Here is a 19,295-nt window from a genome sequence, read left to right on the forward strand (position 1 = left end):
CTATAGTGTACCCATAATGGCGACCGCAGACGATAATCTTATGACGCAAAGATACAATACCCGAGTAAAATACTCAAGTATTAATCCTCACGGCTTTAGGCTGGTTATTTTTTATCTATTTGTTTTATATGAATTTTATTCTAATTCATCACAAAAGTAAAAAATCCTCGTTTTGAACTTCAGTGTGATAAAAATTTCAAACTGATTGATTTATCAAACATTTTTTATTTTTTGTCACGAGTATGACTCCGTCAATAACGAAATAAAGTGTAAATATATAAATTTGCTTTTCGATCTCAACTGGTTATATAACATGGCTTGATACTTCTATCTAACCGGGCTGTCCATGACTACTTTTATCATCATCATCGCTATAGTGCTGCTTATCGGCGTTTACGCGATCTCTATCTACAACAAATTGATTACCCTACGTAACCGCTTTAAAAATAGTTTTGCGCAAATTGAAGTCCAACTAAAGCGTCGTTATGATCTTATCCCTAACTTAGTGAGCACAGCGAAAGGCTACATGCAACACGAGCAAGAGACCTTTGAGCGTGTGATTCAGGCGCGTAATCAAGCGATTTCTGGTCTAAAAGCCGCGAGTGATGCGCCAGAAAGTGAAACGGCCATTCAACTTCTCGGTCAAGCGGAGGGGATGCTCAAGAATGCACTGGGCCGGTTGAATGTGGTGGTGGAAGCGTATCCTGAGCTTAAAGCCAGTCAAACGATGATCCAACTGCAAGAAGAGCTCACCAGCACCGAAAATAAAGTCGCATTTGCTCGTCAAGCCTTTAATGATTCGGTAACCAGTTACAACACCTATAAGCAAACTTTCCCTCCCGTTTTATTTGCCAATATGTTTGGTTTTCAAAACGGTAACTTGCTTGAGTTTGCTGACAGTGAAGCAATTCAAGAGGCGCCTAAGGTGAGCTTTTAATGGATTTCTTTCAACATCAAGATACCGCCCGTCAACAAACTCGGCGCTTGGTGCTGTTATTGGCTTTCACTATGTTGTCGATTACTGCCCTGCTTAGCCTTGGCAGTATGTTCATTTATTTAAGTGTCTCTCATGCCTCATTGGATTGGCAAACGGCAATCCGCTTAAGCTTGTTGTGCTTTGCCGCACTGAGTCTCGTGATTGGTTTGAGTGCTTGGCTGCGTTTGTATGATCTGCAAAAGCAAGGGGGATGTAGCGTGGCCGAAAGTCTCGGTGGCCAGTTAATCGCCAGTGATACTACCCACCCCAAACATCGTCAGCTGCTTAATGTCGTGGAAGAAATGGCCATCGCCGCCGGTATTGCGGTACCACAAGTGTATTTGTTAGCTGATGAACAAGGGATTAATGCCTTTGCCGCCGGAATGAGTATTGACGATGCAGTGATTGGCATTACTCAAGGTGCGTTGGATAATTTCAATCGTGACGAATTGCAAGGGGTTATTGCCCATGAGTTTAGTCATATTCTCAATGGGGACATGCGCCTTAATACCCGATTGATTGGTTTACTGTTTGGTATTACCTGTGTTGCCTATTTTGGTCATCTCATCGTCGATAGTTTATCTCGCTCACGGCGGCGGACGATCCGACGCTCTTCTGATTCAGACAAAGGTGTCGCAGCGCTATTTGCGATTGGTGTCGTGTGCATTGTCTTCGGTTGGATTGGCACGCTATTTGGTTCAATGATTAAAGCGGCGATCTCTCGGCAACGCGAGTTCCTGGCTGATGCCAGTGCGGTACAATTTACTCGTAATGATCAAGGCATCGCTGGCGCACTAAAAAAAATTGCTGGTTATTCACCAGGATCGACATTATCCGCCAAAGCCAGCGACGAAATAAGCCATATGATGTTTGGTCAAAGCCGCCGACGTGGTCTTGCAGCGCTGTTCGCCACTCATCCACCTTTAGAAGAACGCATCCGCAGAATTGAACCGTATTGGGATGGCAGTGTACAAAGCGTCAACGAGCATCAAACCCGCTCGTTTGCTGATTCATCAGTCAGCGGCTTTGCAGCAAGTGCAAGCTCGGCACCCGCCGCCTCTAGCACAATATCAACATCTACTGAACTCTGCGCTAGCGGGCAAGCGCTGATTAGTCAGTTGCAACAACCATTAATTGCGATGGCACGAGAACCATACAGTGCTCGCTTTGTTGCTTTTGCTCTGATTTTTGATGGCAGTGAAGCGCAACGTCATATCATCAAACAGCATATTCCGATGGTATCCCAAGCCACTATTCTACCTTGGCTGGATTATGCCATTCCAACCCATCTTCGCTTGCCTTTACTGGAATTAAGTATCCCAGCACTTAAATCACTCAGTGAAGGACAAAGACATCGTTTGTGTGAAGTGTTACGTGAACTGTCACTCACTGATCATCACTATTCGTTGGCCGAATGGTGTGTGATTAATCTCCTAGAGAAACAATTACTGCCGACACTTGGTCCTACGCGTCAAAACAAATCTCTGGAGCAGTTGCAATCTAGCGTCTATTGGTTACTGCGTGAACTGGCTTGGGTTTGCCATGATGAGCAACAAGGTGCACAAATCGCTTTTGACAATGCGCTGCGCCATCTGAGTTTGCCAGTGATTCCTCTTGAACCTGCAGAGAATAATTGGCCATTAAGCCGTACCGCATTGGAATTACTACTGCAGTTAAAAGAGCGAGAACGAGCGCAAGTCGTCAAAGCTTGTCGATTGGCGATTGAATCAAACGGTAAGGTTACCGTTGCTGAAGGTGAATTGTATCGAGTCATTGCCTGCTTTTTAGAGATACCAGAACCGCCGTTAAGCCTATCGTCAGAGGATAAATAGCCATGAGCAGAATGATTTTCGATTTGGCGCAGGGCTAGGTTTATTAGCTCTGATGTGGATGCGTCGTTCACGTCAGCAATAGCAGTTATTAATACTGTCAAAATCAATCAGCAACCCAAGCTATCTCGATATCGCTTGGGTTGTTTTTTTGAATTATACGAAATCAATGGTCAATAATAAACGCCGTTCGTTTGGGACATATGCTGGTGAGCGGTGAACTAACCCGTTGTTTTCATTCCCTTCCCAGCCACTGCCTTTTAGCAATGCGACATCACCCGTCGCCATTTGATGGATAACACTCTCTTTAGCGAATAAACCCGAGCAATCATCAGACTGACCCAGACTTCCGGCACCCAGTTTCGTTCGATCGAGTCCTTGGCTACCCAGCCACTGCGTGGCAGAACCAGCATAAGTGGTCACCAGTCGGCATGGAACATGATCGACATGAAATTTAGGACACATCGGCTTATCAAGTATCGTTAGCCGCACCCCGACTTCTTGCACATCAAACAAACAACAAAACATGTCGACAATCATTGCGATATCTTCACTCAATATGTCTGCGCAAACATAATCAGCAAGTTTCTCGCGTAAGTCTTCAGCCACATTCAATGGTGTGACTCGTAGCACTAAAGCCAGTGATGGGGCTTGCTGTATCAATAATTCGACGTTGTGTTGCAACTCGGTAGATAAAACACGTTGCCATATCGCAATGTTATGCTCAGGTTGATAGATATCGGTTAAAATGCTCGGCAGAGAACCTATCGGCAGGGCCTCTGCCTTTTCAATAGGAACCAATTTAGACGCTATTTTATCGCTCATGCTTCGTCCTCCCATCCTACAAATGGGTCTGGCAACGTCTGCCAAAACGTTTCTCCAGCGAACACCGCCTCTTCACTTAACAAACACTCATCCAGTGCCTTAGTCATCGCGACTTTATCTAGCCCCTGACCGATAAACACCAACTCCTGACGCCTATCGCCAAAGGGCTCTAACCAATGTTCTTCAATCGCTGCTAAATCCTCTTCATTCGTTGGCCATTGGTCTTTAGGGATTGCTTTCCAAAATAAGCCAGCAAAACCATAGTCTGCAATGCCCCCAGCTTGATTCCATTGCCCGACGAGATCTGGGCGTGACGCTAACCAAAAGTGACCTTTCGACCGGAGCAATTTGCCAAAATCGCTGGTGTTATGTAAAAAATGATATAATTTTTCAGGATGAAAAGGGCGACGAGCCTGATAACTAAAACTACTGATCCCATACTCTTCTGTTTCTGGGATATGCTCGCCTCTGAGTTCTTTTAACCAACCGGGCGCCTGTTGCGCACGTTCAAAGTTAAATAACCCAGTATCTAATACCTCGGCGATATCAACTTGCCCATTTTGGATAGCGATAATGCGAGCATGGGTATTTAAGACCTTTAAAATTGAGGTTAAATGTTCGAGATCCGTTTGAGAAACAAGATCCACCTTACTGATCAAAATAACATCAGCAAACTCAACTTGCTCAATCAATAAATCTGTCACACTGCGTTCATCTTCGTCATCGAGGTGTTCGCCACGCTCTTGTAATGACTCAGCCGCGTGGTAATCACGTAAAAAATTCACCGCATCAACCACAGTAACCATAGTGTCTAAAATCGCAACATCGGAAAGTGAAACCCCCTCCTCATCCGCAAAAGTGAACGTCTCTGCAACCGGTAGTGGCTCAGAAATCCCTGTTGATTCAATCACCAGATTATCGAAACGCCCCTCTTTCGCCAATTGATTGACCGTAAGCAACAGATCTTCACGTAGGGTGCAACAAATACAGCCATTACTCATTTCCACCAGCGTTTCTTCTTGATGATTGAGCGACACTTCGCTTTTTACAGTAGCTGAATCAATATTAATTTCACTCATATCGTTGACGATCACCGCAACTTTCTTGCCTTGACGATTATTTAAAATATGACTGAGCACGGTGGTTTTTCCTGCGCCAAGAAAACCAGACAGGACCGTGACTGCAAGTTTTTTCTGGTTCATAGCAGTGACTCCAAACTGAATATGAATTCGAATCAGTAACCAGAATGAACATAAGTGCACGGCAACTGATCAATTTCGTTTTCGAACTTGATAAACGGTGACTTAGTGCGGTTTAGATTGATACCACCACCAAGCAAAACCAAATGTTATAACATAACAATAAGATTGCCAATCTTTGGTTGGAAATAAAAAACCGGTGATTAATGTGGCGAAGAAGTGTCAGTGTTGATTCAAGTTAGAGTATTTGCAGGACAAGAATAGCGTTTATGGCGGGAGGTTAAGCAGTGATAAAAGAAAAACCCTGTACAAAAAAGAACCTATTCCCTTTTGTACAGGGTTCTTGACCCTTATGTTTCGCTTGTCGTTTAAAACTACCTTTGCCTTTTTGCGCCTTAACCACTCGAGTACGAAATAACGAACTGGTGACCACGGCTTTCAGCGCATTATCTTTGATCACCCCTCGGCCATGATCTAACGCTATTTCCTGCGTATGATCCGCTTTTGACTGCGGAGGAAACGGTTTTTTCTTCACAATAACACCTCGTTTAAATTGAATCATTTTATCATCCACCGTTTAAGCAACATCTATACTCAAACGACTTGAAACCATAGACCCACCGTCAGTTGATAAGTTCCCAATCACATGAATAAACCCTATGATTGGGATCAACGAACACAATCAAGGCCGCCACAGCTTCCAACGGAAAGAGTATAATCCATCAAAAGTAGGAAGCAAGACGTGACCTAATTGACTATTTACTTACAGAGACTTTAAATGCCCCTACATGGTGATCAAGCGTTTTGGCCAACCCTGACAAATCTTGGCTACTAGCCTCCAAGCTGTGACTATCTTCTAAACCGGCTTGCGCTGCTTGGTTAACGTTATCCATATTGATATTAATCTCGTTAGCCACGCTCGATTGCTCTTCAGTCGCGGTTGCCACGTGAGTGTTCATGTCCAATATAGTACTGACTTGAGTAGCAATACTTTCCAATGCCCGTAAGGCTTGTTCCGTGGCACGATTGCCTTCCTTCGTTAACGCCTTACTGGTATCCATGGCATCAACCGCATTTTGGGCTTCTTTTTGCAGTAGATTGATAGTGGATTGAATCTCTTCCGTCGATTTTGACGTCTTAGTGGCAAGACTACGTACTTCATCCGCAACAACGGCAAATCCTCGTCCGGCTTCACCAGCACGCGCGGCTTCAATAGCAGCGTTGAGCGCCAGTAAGTTAGTCTGCTCAGAGATACCACGAATCACATCCAGAATCGAAACAATAGACTGCGTACGTTCAGCGAGGGAAGTAATCACCGTCGACATATTGTCCATTTCCGTATCAAGTTGATTAATCGTCTGCGTCGCTTCGAGCAGAGTTTGCTTACCTGCTTCAGTTTCATCATTAGCCGACGATGCAGAATCTGCGGCATTCGAGGCACTGTGTGAGATCTCATTAATAGTCGCGATCATCTCATTCATCGAGGTCACCACCAGCAAGGCCTGCTCGCTTTGGGACTCTCCGCGTCTGAGCGATTGTGCCGCCTTATCACGTAAAGCCTCCGCCGACCGTCCAAGCTCTTCACCAGTTTCGACAACATTGCTAATGATGTGATCAATCTTCTCAACAAAAGTATTGAAAGCCACTGAGATACGGGTGATTTCATTGTTACCAGTCACGGGTAAGCGTACCGTCAAATCACCATCCCCTTTGGAAATATCGGCCAATGCATGTTCTAATCCTTTAAGTGGGGCGAATAAACGATCCAATACCCAGATCAGTACCAGCATACAAACCACAAAAATCGAACCAATCGCGGTGAGCTGTGCAATCGCGATACCGTTTGCAGCGCTATCCACTTCTGTTATCGGAATACCAACATCAAATGCTCCCCATAAACGTCCATCAACATAGATTGGCATCATGATGTCGTATACCCACACGTCTTGAACATCGGCGTACCAACGTGAATGTTGAGGCTGACCTCGTCCTGCTCCGGCAATCGTATAATCATCCGTATAAGCACGACCAATCCTCTCTCGGTCACTATGCGCGATTGCTTTAATATTTCTATCAATCACAACCGCGTAACTTATATCACTGCGTTTTCCTAATGATTCAACCATTGACTGCAAATCAGCTTCGGGATTCGTAGAGTGGGATAAAATATAACTGGCGTTTTCAGCCAGAAGTTCAGCCTGAGATTGAGAACGCTCAAGGATAATATGATCTATCTCGTCACGTGAGATAAAAGCGGTGGCGGCTATGCTTGCGATTGCTGCGATCGCAAACATGGCACATACCACGATTAAAATAAGTTTTTTCACTCCATTACCTTATCAATCATTTAAAGTGGATCCATGGTCAAATTGACCTTGCGTCAGCAGTTTACACCACTTAATTTGGTATGAAAGAAAATCACTAATCGAATTGAAACAAAGCTTGTTTTTTGGCACTTTCTGGCTCATTAAATAGTAGATAAACCTTAAAAACTTTAGGCCTATAAGAATATTCACATAGCAGAAAAGCTCGAACTTTAAACTAATATTGATTGGCGTTAACGAGCAAAAGCCGTGATTTAGATGACGATAATTAGGTGCGTTTACGCGTATAATAAAAACGATTAAGACCAGTAAAACGTGTAGATTCAAGTAATTAAAATCTCGAAGCTCAGCGCTTTTTCTGTTGGTAGTAGCAAAGGGAAATACAATGGCTGAACGCATTGAAAGCCTAGATTTTATCCGAGGCGTTGCCGTTCTCGGTATACTGTTTATGAACATCATGGCGATGGCAACCCCTATTGAGGCCTATTACAGCCCATTTTGGCGCGAAGGCTTATCAGCATGGGAAGTGCCTGTGTATCATCTGCAAAGCCTGTTGTTTGAGAGCCGCTTTATGTCGATCTTCAGCCTGCTGTTTGGTGTGGGATTGTATATTCAGTATCAAAGTGCGCTCACTAAAAACCTTCCAGCACGGGCCAGATTGTCATCACGGCTACGTTGGTTATTATTGTTTGGCCTTTTGCATGGTTTCTTACTTTTTGAGGGCGATATTTTAACGCTATACGCCTGCTGTGGATTTTTGCTGATACGCTTACTCGATCTCAGCAGCAAAAAGCAATGCGTTCTGGCATTCGTACTGATGGGTTTAGGCCAACTGGTGATGCTAGGGTTCGTTGCCCTACTGATGTATCACGACATCCCGATTTTCACCGCAGAGCTACCCTTGAGTGGAACAGCACTCACGACACTGCAACAAACATGGATCAGTTACCCAGACCGATTATTGGCACAAACCATCAACTTTGCACAATTCTTACTCTTTATTCCATTAACCGTGCTTTGGTATAACACCGGCTTAATGCTGATCGGTATTTTGCTGTACAAAAACGGTTTCTTTCAACAAAGTCGCTGGCTACCTTGGGGACTTGGTTGCTTACTACTCGGATTAATTTCAGGATGGGGTGTACAGCAGCTACGGATAACATTCGGGCTGAGCTTAGACGTTGGCTTCTCGACGATACTTTTGATGATGTTGACGGGGTTGCTCTCAGCGATTGGTTACTGCTCACTACTGATGTTATTTACCAACCATCATCATGTGTTGGTTCGCTTATTGAAGCAAGTGGGCAGAATGGCATTTACGCTCTATATATTACAAAGCGTCATGGTTTATTTGATCTTTGTTTGGCTTGCTCCGCAGTTATGGGGGCAACTTGGTAGACCTGAACTGATGGCCTTAGTCATGGTGTTAACCGTTTTTCAAATATGGTTTGCTGATTTCTGGCAACGTCACTATGGGCAAGGCCCGTTGGAAAGGGGCTGGCGATATTTAGCCTATCGGGGGTTTAGATAGTAAAAAACAGGTGGATGTTCAACTTCTCAAGCAAGTCGATAAAGAACATTCACTTAAGCAAACGGTTAGACTCAGCGATCTGCATCCATCACTCTATTTTTTCATCTCTTCGCAACGGCAATACAGGCAGACCTCGCGCGGCAAGAGATGTGCCTTAGTTACTTTATATTTCTTTTAGACGAGCGGTAAAATGACGCAACACTGACGGTTCATAGGTAAAATCTAACCCCTTCACGTTGTGCGCATTGTCTTTCAATTTTTCAAATTATTCAATAACAAAGTCCATGGCTGTTTGTATGTAATAACAATCTAAATAAAAATATGACCTAATTAACTCCATTCAATATCAGGATGGATTAACCATGGATAGCTTACACAATATCGACTTCAAAAAACTGGAGAGCCAACAAAAATCCATTCAAATGAAAATGAGATTGCTCGCCCTCGCTCACTTTAAAGATGGCCACTCTCGCACCCAAATTGCTAAATTTCTTAAAGTGAGCCGTACTAGTGTCAATAAGTGGGTGCAAACCTTCCTTGAGGAAGGACTGGAGGGACTTAAGGAAAAACCAAGAACGGGAAGACCTCCTTTATTAACCCCCTGAGAAAAAATCAAATAGATCAATACATTACAAATCCACAAGGTGGACAACTCATTGTTGCTGATATCCATGCTTATATTGTCAAAGAATTTGGTCAACATAATCATCCTGATTCTACTTATTATTTACTCGACCATATGGGATTCTCATGGATCACTTCTCGGTCAAAACACCCCAAACAATTACAGCAAATCCAAGACGATTTTAAAAAAATTAAAAATTGAAACGATCCTTAAGATCCCAGGCCACATGGGGCTGGAGAATGTCGATGTTTGGTTTCAACATGAAGCTCGTTTTGGACAACAAAATACCACCACCCGACTTTGGGCAGCACGAGGTACAAGGCCTAGAGCCGTGAAACAACAGCAGTTTGAATACGCCTACTTATTTGGCTGGATATGCCCTGCAAGAGGCATTGGTGAAGCGATGGCCGTGCCTTGGGTCAATAAGAGATTCATTAATTTACCGCCAACCTGAAACACCAAGTAGTTTGTTTAAATGGTTTATCTTTTTGTAGGCAAAGACATGTAAAATTATTTTGAATCTATCTCGTATTTAACCAATTATAGATTTTTTGGTTCACTAATTCAGGATATGAATGCATAAACCAATGGCCACCGGGCACTACTTCAATTTGACCTTTGTTTTTATCAATTACTTCTTGTTCCCATGTTTTTGCATGAAACCAGATTGATTTGTCTTTGCCATAAATAAATAAAAATGGCGTTCCATAATCATCGACTATTACAGGTTGTGTCGTATTACTTGTCAGTACTTCTTTCCATAAATGCCAGTACGGATAAGTCAATCTAGAATCTGGTCTTAAATCTTCAATAGATTTATGAAGATCAACACGTGGAACTTGTAAGATTTTATCAGCAGTGAAAAGCGCGAGCTTGGTACCAAGATAATCAGGTAGAGTCCACGCAACTGCTAAAGCTAACGTGTATTGAACATTTATTTTAGGTCGCGGCTCATCGGCAAAACTACCGATGTCAAGCAAGATAAGCCTATCAACGAGATCGTTTTGTTTTAGGTAATGAGAGGCATATACTGCTCCCCAGTCATGGGCAATAACGGTAATTGATTGTTGATCTAAATGTTCTATAAATTTATCAATAATGCTTCTCATCTGCTTGATACTGTAGTGTGGGCGTAACTCGCGATCTGTTTGTTCGAAACCTGGTAGAGTGAAACGGACGACTTGATAGTTTTCTTTAAAGAAATCGGCTTGTTTGTCCCACATTTCGAGACTATCAGGATAGCCATGGATAAAAACTAGGGTATGTTCACCTTTACCTTCGATTTTGGTTTCAAGATTATCGACAATACTGGTTAAATTTGCTGAGAATTCATCATCAGGTATAGGATTTTTGAAGATGAAAGTCGACATAACATAGATTGGCAAACTGAGTAGCAGAATGATAATTGTAACAACTATCAAGCGTGCTTTATTCATAATAGATTCCTTTTTAATAAAGTGATGCCCACATGTAAGTTATTTATTGTGGGCATGTTAAAGATTATTGGCGATAAGCATTAATGGATTTATATTCTTCCTGATCTGAAAAAATTTCATCTCTCATTGGGTTTAAACGTTTTAGTAAAATTCGACGTAGCTGCCAGCTTGCCAAATACAGATTTAATACTAAAGAGAGTAGAGATATGCTCCAGTTAGCCATTGGGTTATAACTGGGAGCGACGTTAAATGTACTACCGATGGCAAAAAAGTAAGGGAAAGTCATTACCCACATCATCCAAAAACTGAGGGTCGCCGCTCGGTTTTGCATCCAAGTCCCTTTTGCCCAAAATAAAGCTGGAATAGTGGCTGAAATATTAAGTGCGACACCCGAATAAAATGCATTGCCGGGAGCACAAGAGTAAACGTAGGCAATATTCCAGATACCATAAGCGATTACCCACAGGCGAATTTGATCTGGCCAGAGCATGTCATAGCGAATTCCGCCAGTTCTTTGCCCTCTATACGCAAAGATGCCTGTCCATCCACAAATCAAGATAATATTTAGTATGCCTGCGAAAGCGTTCACATAGTTCCAGCCACCAGAAATATACTGCATTCCATCGACGATACCATTGAAACCAGAGATACCGACTTGAAATTCCCGCATTACAGCTTCAAAAATATTAATAGCGAGAATTACGGGCACTAAAATAAGATACCAGGGATGCTTTTTGTGAAAATCGGTAAAGCGAATAACTAAATATATAATACTACCGGCTAAAGCGGAATATACCTTTACCCAAGTAAACCAAGAGGTAACATCACTACCCATATATAGCCATATTGGAGTTAGAGCGATAGGCAAAGCAATAAAAATAGCCAAGCTTGCCCATTTGCTAGCACGAATAATTTCATTTAAACCCATTAATGTAACAAGTACAATCAACCACATTATCCAGTTATACCAAGGTATAGATTCAAAGAAAAACATTGGGACCTCACTTATACTGTTCAACAGCACCTAAGATTTAATTACTATCAAACTCATATTGTTAATCGATGAATTTTTGCTTATAGCCCCATTACTAATTAATGCAGAAATAAAGAACAAAATGAGTTTATGTTTGTAACACAACTTTTATCGTTATTAGTTTTATCCCCTTCCTACTTGAAGCTGCAGGGGTGTTGGTTACATTCGTTCATCCCAATCACATAGTCTGTCTATGCTCATGGGGATGAACTCACTTGCCGTCTACCTGTAACTCTAAGTTGTTTGGTTATATAAACAGTAAGAGCACTCCCCTTTTTTAGAGTTAAAGCTCTCATTTAGAGCTTTAACTCTAAAACAATGAATGACCAAATGATGTGCAATTAACCACACTTTTCAGATACTGTTTAATTCGACTGCATTTTTTATTAAAAATGTGATGTGAAATGCAAGATCTAATGGGAGTTTTTTTGCGTATTGATAGTTGTAAAAAGTCAATGAGTCGATCGGATTGCTTGGTGTAGAGTTTAACGACATACCAAGCAATACCGTATCTGTTAAGGATAATTAAAAAGCTGAGTATGGGTATTAGGTAAGAGATTTTTTTGAACGGGTGAGTTTTTGATATCGTACACGCAAAACTGACAGTCGCTGTTTACCTGTCGGTGTTGTATAAGGCCAAAGTAAATTGATGATTTTGAGAATACCTCGATAGAGTTCGGTTTTGGTTATCTTTCCGTTCAATTTATTGGCCATTAAGTAATTCATCCAAAAGCTACCCACCACTCGCATCAACTCAACAAGATCATCAATGTCTTGCTCATCAATATTAATGATTTGATCATTTTTAAGCCTGATAACTGAATACTTCGCTCTTTCACCTAATACACTGTGGACAGAAAGATAACGCTTATGTAACTCTTTGTCTCGAAGCACAATACCGGGCATGCTACTGTGAAAAAAGCGAAACTGCCAGAAGCTATTGAATACTTGATCACAGTACTGTTGGAGAAATACCTCGGCTGGAGTGTTTTCGTCATCAGCAATGAAGCTTTGTTGCGTATGTTCTATGTATTTTTCGAAGATAGATTTAATAATGTCCTCTTTGTTGCGGAAATGGTAATAGAGATTCCCAGGGCTAATGCCTAAATACTCAGCAATATGGTTTGTATTAACTGCACGCTCTCCTTTTTCATTAAATAATTTTAAGCTTGCGAGTATGATTTTATCATGAGTTTTCATAAGTATCCTGTATCAATGGAACTGCGGCTTTGTTAAATCTGATAGATTAGTTAAACAATTGTAATATTTGCTCGCATTATATTGATTACTAGCAAAGAGACTATAACCAAATTGGGGTATGCTAAAATATTTCAGCAATTAACTATAGATATCAATATACGCACTCAATATCTTGTATTGATAGAAATAGCATGTGTACTTGCGATGATATGAAATCAATAAGTGTAAAACCAACAGTGCCCTTGAAAATTATCATATTTTTACTTAAAGTTCTCGAATAAAATCCAGGGCGTCCGCATGAATGGTTAGGATTTAGTCATTGACTTAAATCCAGCAACTAAGACATGCTCCAAGAAGCTGGGGGTCATCATGCAACGTTTCTGCTTCATTGGCACACTAATTTTGGTTGGCTCAGCTCTTAGCATGTTAAGCGCCATGTGTCTTAACCCTGCCAAATTTTCAGCCGCGTTTTGTCGGTAAATCTGACAAGCATCTTCTCGCATGCCCACATCTAAAATCCAGTACATCGACTCTATGCCCCAGTGGGCTCGAATGGCATTTCCTGCCTGCTCTGGAGTCAGGTTGTCAGTTGAACTTATGTAGAAGCGGTACTCCAACTCTGGCGCTTTACCTTTGGCTACTCGGTAATTTTCAACCATGACAATACTGGCTAGTCCGCTCCACGTTGAGAAGTCACCCTCTAACTCGCTAGCCTTGAGTACATGACAAGTACGTGCTTCTACGCGGCCCTTTTGTTTCTCGATTTGATAGGTGGTTTTGTCAATTGGGTTCGGCGGTGGTAACTCTCCACCCGCAATGCCTTGACACCAAAATTATGTGACTTAGTTCACTTGATCCCACATTCAACTTGAGTGATCTTTTTGTGGTGGCAATCTTGAGGTATGAATAAGAAAACATTACCTCCACCGCCAGATTTCGATTCGCCTGAAGAGGCAAAAGATATCATCAGCTTTTTATGGAATAAGCTGGCAGAGTTTGAAGACCGACTAAACCAAAACAGTCGAAACTCTTCTGTACCATCATCACAGCAGCCATTGCATAATAAAGCTAAAAATACTTCGCCGAATAGGAAGAAGTCTGGAAAAAAGCAAGGGGCTCAACCAGGTCATAAAGGTCATCGCCGACTGCTTCATCCAATTGAAGACAGTGCCTCGGTTGAGCAATATTTACCAAATAAAACATGCCACTGCGGTGGTTGCATTATTCCCAATAGAAAGCCTTTTAAACGACATCAAGTTTTTGATTTACCTGACATTTCATACACACTTATTGAGCATCAAGCCTTCAAAGGTGAGTGCTCATGGTGTGGTGATAAGCATCAAGCCGAGCTTCCAGAATACGTGCCTGATATTCAGATGGGACCAAATCTACACAGCTTTATCGCAATCCAAGCGACACAGCATCATCAAAGCATAGGTAAAATACAATCGATGCTGAAAGATGTCTTTCAGTTGAGCTTCTCTACCGGTGCGATATCAGCGGCTCAAGGGCGAGTAACGGAATACTTAGCGAATACTCATAAACAAATTCATGAAACAGTTAAAGCGGCTGAACTGATCATGGCTGATGAAACCTCACATCAACGCAATAATGATAAGCGCTGGATGTGGGCTGCACTCAGTAATGACGTTGCTTTTTTCCAAATCAACAGTGGTAGAAACCAACATGCTGCCAAGCGATTGCTTGGTGAGGCAGTTTCACACCTTTTAGTGACTGACCAATATTCAGCCTACAAATATATTGATGGCTCTAAGGGGCAGTTATGCTGGGCTCACATCTTAAGAAACGTTATCGCTATCGAGGAGAGCGTTTGCCCCGAAAACCAAAAAATCGGAGAAAAACTCAGTTTAATCGCTCATAGCGTATTCAGGTGCCACCATCGATATATCGAGAATAAAATTACGGAGAATCAATATTATCGTCGACTTAGGCGATTAAGAAAGAGCTGGCTTTATTGGCTGAAACTGGGTAGTTATCAATGTTCAAAACGATATCGAGGTCGATGTCGTAATCTCATCGCAGATGATGCTATGGTCTGGCGCTTTATGGATGACTCCAAATGTCCGCTAACGAACAACGCAGCGGAACGAGTTCTTCGTAATTACATATTGATGAGAAAGTGCTGTTACGTAACCCGTTCATATCGAGGAGACCTGTCCCGTGAACGGATGTTCTCACTTATCGAGACCGCTAAACTCCAACAGCTATCAGCTTATAACTGGCTGTGTGAAATCGTCGAGTATCATATGATCAAAGTGGATTATCAGACGCCAGCGTTTTTAGCATAACCCGACGTCAATAGCTCGCGGGTGAATAGTTACCGGCGGTGTAGGGCGAAGGCTGTATGTATGACTGCCGACAACTTGCCTTGATTACCCTTTACTACCAACAAGTAATCACCGCCCTTGCTACTGATCGCCTTGGCAATCTTGGTCTGGCAGGCAATCGTCACGATAACTCCTCGCAAGTCAAGCATCTTAATCAGCTCTGGAATCGCGGTAATTTCACTACTTTTATTGTTGGTTTTGAGTTGACCCAGTACCAGTTGGTTAGCACTTGCATAGGCGCTCACCATATGTGATGGTGCTTTGCCTGTCGTCTCTATCGTAAGAGTCGCGCAAAGTCTTGCCATCGTCAGTCCAGCCTTGACCTCCGGCTATCACGGCGCAGATAGACCCAAACAAAATATCAAACAGAGAATAGTCAACTTTTGCACACTATCGTTCGTCACGGATAATACTGAAATGCTTTTTGATGGTATTAATATCCATGGTCGCTCCCCAAAAGAAGAGCATAAGATCACAGCACGCGCGTCAGGTCAAATTTAACTTTACGTTATACAAGAAATGTTCATGATCTTACCCTGTCTATCCTCCAATGTTCTCTCACCGCCTGCCTGAAATTCCAAGTTGTTTGGATATAATAGTGTTATCCTTTTTTTTGTATCAAAACGAAATTTGTGATTAAGAGTTTATTTTTCTGTTCTATATGTTGATGAAAGTCACATTTGGCGTTGTTTTAAATTTACTTAATTTTATTTTATCTAATAATGGATTTGTTAAATAATCTGCTGTAACTAACGATGGAATTAGATATGCATATTAATCTAAGAAGAATTGATAAGTTATGGTCAAGCTCATTGGCTTGGTATACAAACGACTACAAAATTTCTGTCCTCCCTGTTTTCCCGCACTGATAAATCCATACTGCTAGAGCCTATTTTTAGTTCTAGTTTTCTACTATTTTTCATAGTAAATCTAAAGATTAATTAAAACTATCAATGAGTCCTATTTTATTTTGGGTCTTATTTTTATTTTTAAATAAATACTAATTACACTATTTATTTAGTGCGACGGTTTTCGCTTAAATAAATATGACGATACCTTTTCTTCTGAAGTTGCTTATAGTTTAGCTGAAACTTAAAGTCGTTTGGGTATGATAAAGATTAAATACAAAAGGATATATCATGCAAAAATTTAAACATTTACCAGAACCATTTCGTATCCGCGTTATTGAACCAGTTAAAACAACAACACGTGAATATCGTGAAGAGGCAATTCTTAAGGCCGGAATGAATCCGTTCTTATTAGACAGTGATGATGTATTTATCGATTTGCTCACTGATAGTGGAACTGGTGCCATAACCCAGAAAATGCAAGCAGCAATGTTGATGGGTGATGAAGCCTATAGTGGTAGTCGCAGTTATTATACATTGGCTAATGCAGTAAAAGATATTTTTGGTTATGAGCTGACTATCCCAACACACCAAGGGCGTGGCGCAGAGCAAATTTATATTCCTGTATTGATTAACAAGCGTGAAAAAGAAAAAGGCCTTGATCGTTCTAAGATGGTTGCATTGTCTAACTACTTCTTTGATACCACGCAAGGTCATACACAAGTAAACTGCTGTGTTGCTAAAAATGTCTACACTAAAGAAGCGTTTGATACATCGGTAAATGCTGACTTTAAAGGCAATTTTGACCTTGAGAAATTAGAGCTAGCGATTGAAGAAGCTGGTCCTGCAAACGTTCCCTATATTGTGAGTACGATTACTTGTAACTCAGCGGGCGGGCAACCGGTTTCTATTGCTAACTTAAAAGCAGTGTATGAGATTGCCAAGCGTTACGATATTCCAGTTATTATGGATTCAGCTCGTTACGCGGAAAATGCCTATTTCATTCAACAACGTGAGCCAGGATATAAAGACTGGACGATAGAAGAAATCACTCGTGAGTCTTACAAATATGCTGATGCACTTGCGATGTCAGCAAAGAAAGATGCGATGGTACAAATGGGTGGCTTGCTGTGTTTCAAAGACGAGACAATGACCGACGTTTATAACGAGTGTCGTACCCTGTGTGTGGTTCAAGAAGGGTTTCCGACCTATGGCGGCCTTGAAGGCGGCGCGATGGAGCGGCTAGCGGTTGGTTTGTATGATGGTATGCGTGAAGAGTGGTTAGAGTACCGCATTGGTCAAGTGCAGTATTTGGTCGATGGACTAGAAGCTATCGGGGTAGTTTGTCAGCAAGCTGGTGGTCATGCTGCTTTTGTTGACGCCGGTAAACTGCTTCCTCATATACCAGCACATCAATTCCCAGCTCATGCCTTGGCTTGTGAGCTTTACAAAGTTGCGGGTATTCGTGCGGTTGAAATCGGTTCGTTATTGTTGGGACGTGATCCTGCAACAGGTAAGCAGCTTGACTGTCCCGCTGAGCTATTGCGCCTAACCATTCCTCGTGCCACTTACACCCAAACACATATGGACTTTGTGATTGAGGCATTTGAAAAAGTGAAAGAAAATGCACACAACGTGAAAGGTTTAGATTTTACCTATGAACCACCAGTGTTACGTCATTTTACCGCTCGTCTAAAAGAAATATAAACTAACTAATGCACATCTCTTGCTAGCGGGAGGTGTGCCTTTACGTCTAAAGACTTACTTAATAATAGCTTATATAGAATTTCATTCTTATATAACTTTGTCAGATCATGATACATGAGGTGAAAGAAATACTTTAATGCTAATTAAATACCTAAAATATTAAACTATTATGGCGAGAAATAATTATGGAAAAAAGCCCATCTTTAATCGGCGGGGCTTGCATTATTGCAAGTGTATGTGTCGGCGCTGGAATGCTAGGGTTACCTAGTGCAGGGGCTGGAGCCTGGACATCGTGGTCACTGATAGCTATTTTATTAACTATGATCATGATGACAGTTTCTGGTTGGATGCTATTAGAAGCATTTAAAAGTTACGAATTAAAAGTCTCATTTAATACTGTAACTAAAGATATGCTAGGTAATAAAGTTAATGCTATTAACAACATTGCTGTATATTTTGTCGGTGGAATCTTACTCTATGCTTATATTACTTCTTCAGGGCTAATAATAGAGGGAGTAATTGGTGTTAATAATAAAATTGCTTCTATTCTATTTGTTGCTATATTTTCCCTTTTTGTCTGGCACTCTACACGAGCAGTAGATAGAATTTCTGTTGTCTTGATCGTATTTATGGCATTGAGTTTTATTTTTGGTGTTTCTGGTCTGGCTGCCAATATTGAGGCGACTGTGTTGTTTGATCGTATTAATGAAGAGTCAAGTTATGCCCCTTACGCTATGGCAATGCTCCCGGTTGCCTTGACCTCATTTGGTTATCATCATTCAGTGGCTAGCATGCGTTGTTATTACGGTTGTGAACATCGCGCCAAGAATGCAATTTTTGGCGGTACAGCGATTGCCCTTACACTTTATTTTCTATGGATAGTGAGTATCTACGGTAACTTGCCTCGCCACGAATTTGGTCCGGTGATTGAACAGGGTGGTAATGTTGAAGTGTTGCTAGCAGCGCTTGATAGTGCTATTGACTCAAATAAAGTGGCGAATGCGATTAATGCGTTCTCGATGGCGGCTATCTTGTCATCATTCATCGGGGTAGGTCTTGGAGTGTTCGATTTTTTAGCCGATCTTTTTAAATTTAAAGACAGTAAATCGGGCCGAACCAAAACCTGGTTAGTCACTTTTCTACCTCCTCTTACTATGTCACTACTTTTCCCATTTGGTTTTGTAATTGCGATTGGTTACGCGGGAGCGGCAGCAACTGTATGGGCATGTCTTATTCCTGCTCTATTAGCACGAAAATCTCGCCAACAAGAAGGTGGTCATGAGGGTTTTATGGCACCAGGAGGCAATATGATGATAGGCATGTTGATAATCTTTGGTCTGCTAACGGCTATTTTTCACTTCATGGCAATGTTGAATATGTTGCCGGCTTTTGGAAGATGATCACGACGCGAGCG

16 protein-coding genes and 2 pseudogenes are annotated in these 19,295 nt (G+C 41.7%); 9 read left to right on the forward strand and 9 right to left on the reverse strand.

The annotated features are described in order from the left end of the window. Window positions 1-346: 346 nt before the first annotated feature. On the forward strand, window positions 347-937 hold the full coding sequence (locus tag FKQ60_RS02150; protein WP_170905926.1) for a LemA family protein: 591 nt from the start codon (window positions 347-349) through the stop codon (window positions 935-937). Beyond that, window positions 937-2,808: a M48 family metallopeptidase gene (locus FKQ60_RS02155; RefSeq protein ID WP_170905927.1), complete on the forward strand. Its 1,872-nt coding sequence runs from the start codon at window positions 937-939 to the stop codon at window positions 2,806-2,808. Before FKQ60_RS02150 ends, FKQ60_RS02155 begins: the two co-directional genes overlap by 1 nt. 153 nt (window positions 2,809-2,961) lie before the next feature. Here FKQ60_RS02155 and FKQ60_RS02160 read toward each other — a convergent pair whose 3' ends face one another. The 4 genes from FKQ60_RS02160 to FKQ60_RS02175 form a co-directional block, all read right to left on the reverse strand. Then, window positions 2,962-3,630, reverse strand: a complete 669-nt coding sequence (locus tag FKQ60_RS02160; RefSeq protein WP_170905928.1) for a DUF1826 domain-containing protein — start codon at window positions 3,628-3,630, stop codon at window positions 2,962-2,964. Beyond that, the gene (zigA, locus tag FKQ60_RS02165; protein ID WP_170905929.1) at window positions 3,627-4,832 is read right to left on the reverse strand and encodes a zinc metallochaperone GTPase ZigA; all 1,206 of its coding nucleotides are present in this window, start codon (window positions 4,830-4,832) and stop codon (window positions 3,627-3,629) included. Before zigA ends, FKQ60_RS02160 begins: the two co-directional genes overlap by 4 nt. A gap of 277 nt (window positions 4,833-5,109) precedes the next feature. Further along, window positions 5,110-5,391 carry a ribosome alternative rescue factor ArfA gene (locus tag FKQ60_RS02170; protein WP_158143737.1) on the reverse strand — a complete coding sequence of 94 codons (282 nt, stop codon included), beginning with the start codon at window positions 5,389-5,391 and terminating at the stop codon, window positions 5,110-5,112. Between the two features lie 193 nt (window positions 5,392-5,584). Beyond that, window positions 5,585-7,156 carry a methyl-accepting chemotaxis protein gene (locus tag FKQ60_RS02175; RefSeq protein ID WP_004394995.1) on the reverse strand — a complete coding sequence of 524 codons (1,572 nt, stop codon included), beginning with the start codon at window positions 7,154-7,156 and terminating at the stop codon, window positions 5,585-5,587. A 382-nt stretch (window positions 7,157-7,538) separates the two neighbouring features. Between FKQ60_RS02175 and FKQ60_RS02180 the strand changes: the two genes are divergently transcribed. The 4 genes from FKQ60_RS02180 to FKQ60_RS02200 all read left to right on the forward strand — a co-directional run bounded on the left by FKQ60_RS02180 (window position 7,539) and on the right by FKQ60_RS02200 (window position 9,763). Beyond that, window positions 7,539-8,684 (forward strand): DUF418 domain-containing protein, encoded by a 1,146-nt coding sequence (locus FKQ60_RS02180; RefSeq protein ID WP_170905930.1) that lies wholly within the window; start codon window positions 7,539-7,541, stop codon window positions 8,682-8,684. A gap of 362 nt (window positions 8,685-9,046) precedes the next feature. Then, complete coding sequence (locus FKQ60_RS02190) at window positions 9,047-9,289, forward strand: helix-turn-helix domain-containing protein (protein WP_170905931.1); 243 nt, start codon at window positions 9,047-9,049, stop codon at window positions 9,287-9,289. A 62-nt stretch (window positions 9,290-9,351) separates the two neighbouring features. Then, a complete protein-coding gene (locus tag FKQ60_RS02195; RefSeq protein WP_346009477.1) occupies window positions 9,352-9,510 on the forward strand; it encodes a winged helix-turn-helix domain-containing protein in 159 nt (52 codons plus the stop codon). Between the two features lie 25 nt (window positions 9,511-9,535). Further along, window positions 9,536-9,763: a hypothetical protein gene (locus tag FKQ60_RS02200; protein WP_170905932.1), complete on the forward strand. Its 228-nt coding sequence runs from the start codon at window positions 9,536-9,538 to the stop codon at window positions 9,761-9,763. A 67-nt stretch (window positions 9,764-9,830) separates the two neighbouring features. On the opposite strand, the gene FKQ60_RS02205 is transcribed toward FKQ60_RS02200, so the two are convergent. The 4 genes and pseudogenes from FKQ60_RS02205 to FKQ60_RS02220 all read right to left on the reverse strand — a co-directional run. Then, window positions 9,831-10,745: an alpha/beta hydrolase gene (locus FKQ60_RS02205; protein WP_170905933.1), complete on the reverse strand. Its 915-nt coding sequence runs from the start codon at window positions 10,743-10,745 to the stop codon at window positions 9,831-9,833. Window positions 10,746-10,809: 64 nt separating this feature from the next. Then, on the reverse strand, window positions 10,810-11,739 hold the full coding sequence (locus FKQ60_RS02210) for a DUF5692 family protein (RefSeq protein WP_170905934.1): 930 nt from the start codon (window positions 11,737-11,739) through the stop codon (window positions 10,810-10,812). 585 nt (window positions 11,740-12,324) lie between these two features. After that, on the reverse strand, window positions 12,325-12,978 hold the full coding sequence (locus FKQ60_RS02215) for a TetR/AcrR family transcriptional regulator (RefSeq protein WP_170905935.1): 654 nt from the start codon (window positions 12,976-12,978) through the stop codon (window positions 12,325-12,327). A 305-nt stretch (window positions 12,979-13,283) separates the two neighbouring features. Further along, a pseudogene (locus tag FKQ60_RS02220) lies at window positions 13,284-13,742 on the reverse strand (ISAs1 family transposase); the annotation flags it as partial. Window positions 13,743-13,880: 138 nt separating this feature from the next. Between FKQ60_RS02220 and FKQ60_RS02225 the strand changes: the two are divergent. Beyond that, window positions 13,881-15,287 (forward strand): IS66 family transposase, encoded by a 1,407-nt coding sequence (locus FKQ60_RS02225; protein WP_170905733.1) that lies wholly within the window; start codon window positions 13,881-13,883, stop codon window positions 15,285-15,287. Between the two features lie 71 nt (window positions 15,288-15,358). Here the strand turns inward: FKQ60_RS02225 and FKQ60_RS02230 are convergent. Further along, a pseudogene (locus FKQ60_RS02230) lies at window positions 15,359-15,770 on the reverse strand (ISAs1 family transposase); the annotation flags it as partial. A 695-nt stretch (window positions 15,771-16,465) separates the two neighbouring features. On the opposite strand from FKQ60_RS02230, the gene tnaA reads away from it, so the two are divergent. Both tnaA and FKQ60_RS02240 read left to right on the forward strand, forming a co-directional pair. Then, window positions 16,466-17,881: a tryptophanase gene (gene tnaA, locus FKQ60_RS02235; RefSeq protein WP_004394987.1), complete on the forward strand. Its 1,416-nt coding sequence runs from the start codon at window positions 16,466-16,468 to the stop codon at window positions 17,879-17,881. 185 nt (window positions 17,882-18,066) lie between these two features. Beyond that, window positions 18,067-19,281 carry an aromatic amino acid transporter gene (locus FKQ60_RS02240; RefSeq protein WP_004394986.1) on the forward strand — a complete coding sequence of 405 codons (1,215 nt, stop codon included), beginning with the start codon at window positions 18,067-18,069 and terminating at the stop codon, window positions 19,279-19,281. Window positions 19,282-19,295: the final 14 nt, after the last annotated feature.

It is taken from the genome of Vibrio sp. A11 (assembly GCF_013048705.1).
GTDB classification, from domain to species: domain Bacteria; phylum Pseudomonadota; class Gammaproteobacteria; order Enterobacterales; family Vibrionaceae; genus Vibrio; species Vibrio metschnikovii.

Coding starts and splice junctions, on each gene's coding strand:
- FKQ60_RS02150 (WP_170905926.1), top strand. CDS start 347: ATGACTACTTTTATCATCATCATCGCTATAGTGCTGCTTATCGGCGTT.
- FKQ60_RS02155 (WP_170905927.1), top strand. CDS start 937: ATGGATTTCTTTCAACATCAAGATACCGCCCGTCAACAAACTCGGCGC.
- FKQ60_RS02160 (WP_170905928.1), bottom strand. CDS start 3,630: ATGAGCGATAAAATAGCGTCTAAATTGGTTCCTATTGAAAAGGCAGAG.
- zigA (WP_170905929.1), bottom strand. CDS start 4,832: ATGAACCAGAAAAAACTTGCAGTCACGGTCCTGTCTGGTTTTCTTGGC.
- FKQ60_RS02170 (WP_158143737.1), bottom strand. CDS start 5,391: ATGATTCAATTTAAACGAGGTGTTATTGTGAAGAAAAAACCGTTTCCT.
- FKQ60_RS02180 (WP_170905930.1), top strand. CDS start 7,539: ATGGCTGAACGCATTGAAAGCCTAGATTTTATCCGAGGCGTTGCCGTT.
- FKQ60_RS02190 (WP_170905931.1), top strand. CDS start 9,047: ATGGATAGCTTACACAATATCGACTTCAAAAAACTGGAGAGCCAACAA.
- FKQ60_RS02200 (WP_170905932.1), top strand. CDS start 9,536: ATGGGGCTGGAGAATGTCGATGTTTGGTTTCAACATGAAGCTCGTTTT.
- FKQ60_RS02205 (WP_170905933.1), bottom strand. CDS start 10,745: ATGAATAAAGCACGCTTGATAGTTGTTACAATTATCATTCTGCTACTC.
- FKQ60_RS02210 (WP_170905934.1), bottom strand. CDS start 11,739: ATGTTTTTCTTTGAATCTATACCTTGGTATAACTGGATAATGTGGTTG.
- FKQ60_RS02215 (WP_170905935.1), bottom strand. CDS start 12,978: ATGAAAACTCATGATAAAATCATACTCGCAAGCTTAAAATTATTTAAT.
- FKQ60_RS02225 (WP_170905733.1), top strand. CDS start 13,881: ATGAATAAGAAAACATTACCTCCACCGCCAGATTTCGATTCGCCTGAA.
- tnaA (WP_004394987.1), top strand. CDS start 16,466: ATGCAAAAATTTAAACATTTACCAGAACCATTTCGTATCCGCGTTATT.
- FKQ60_RS02240 (WP_004394986.1), top strand. CDS start 18,067: ATGGAAAAAAGCCCATCTTTAATCGGCGGGGCTTGCATTATTGCAAGT.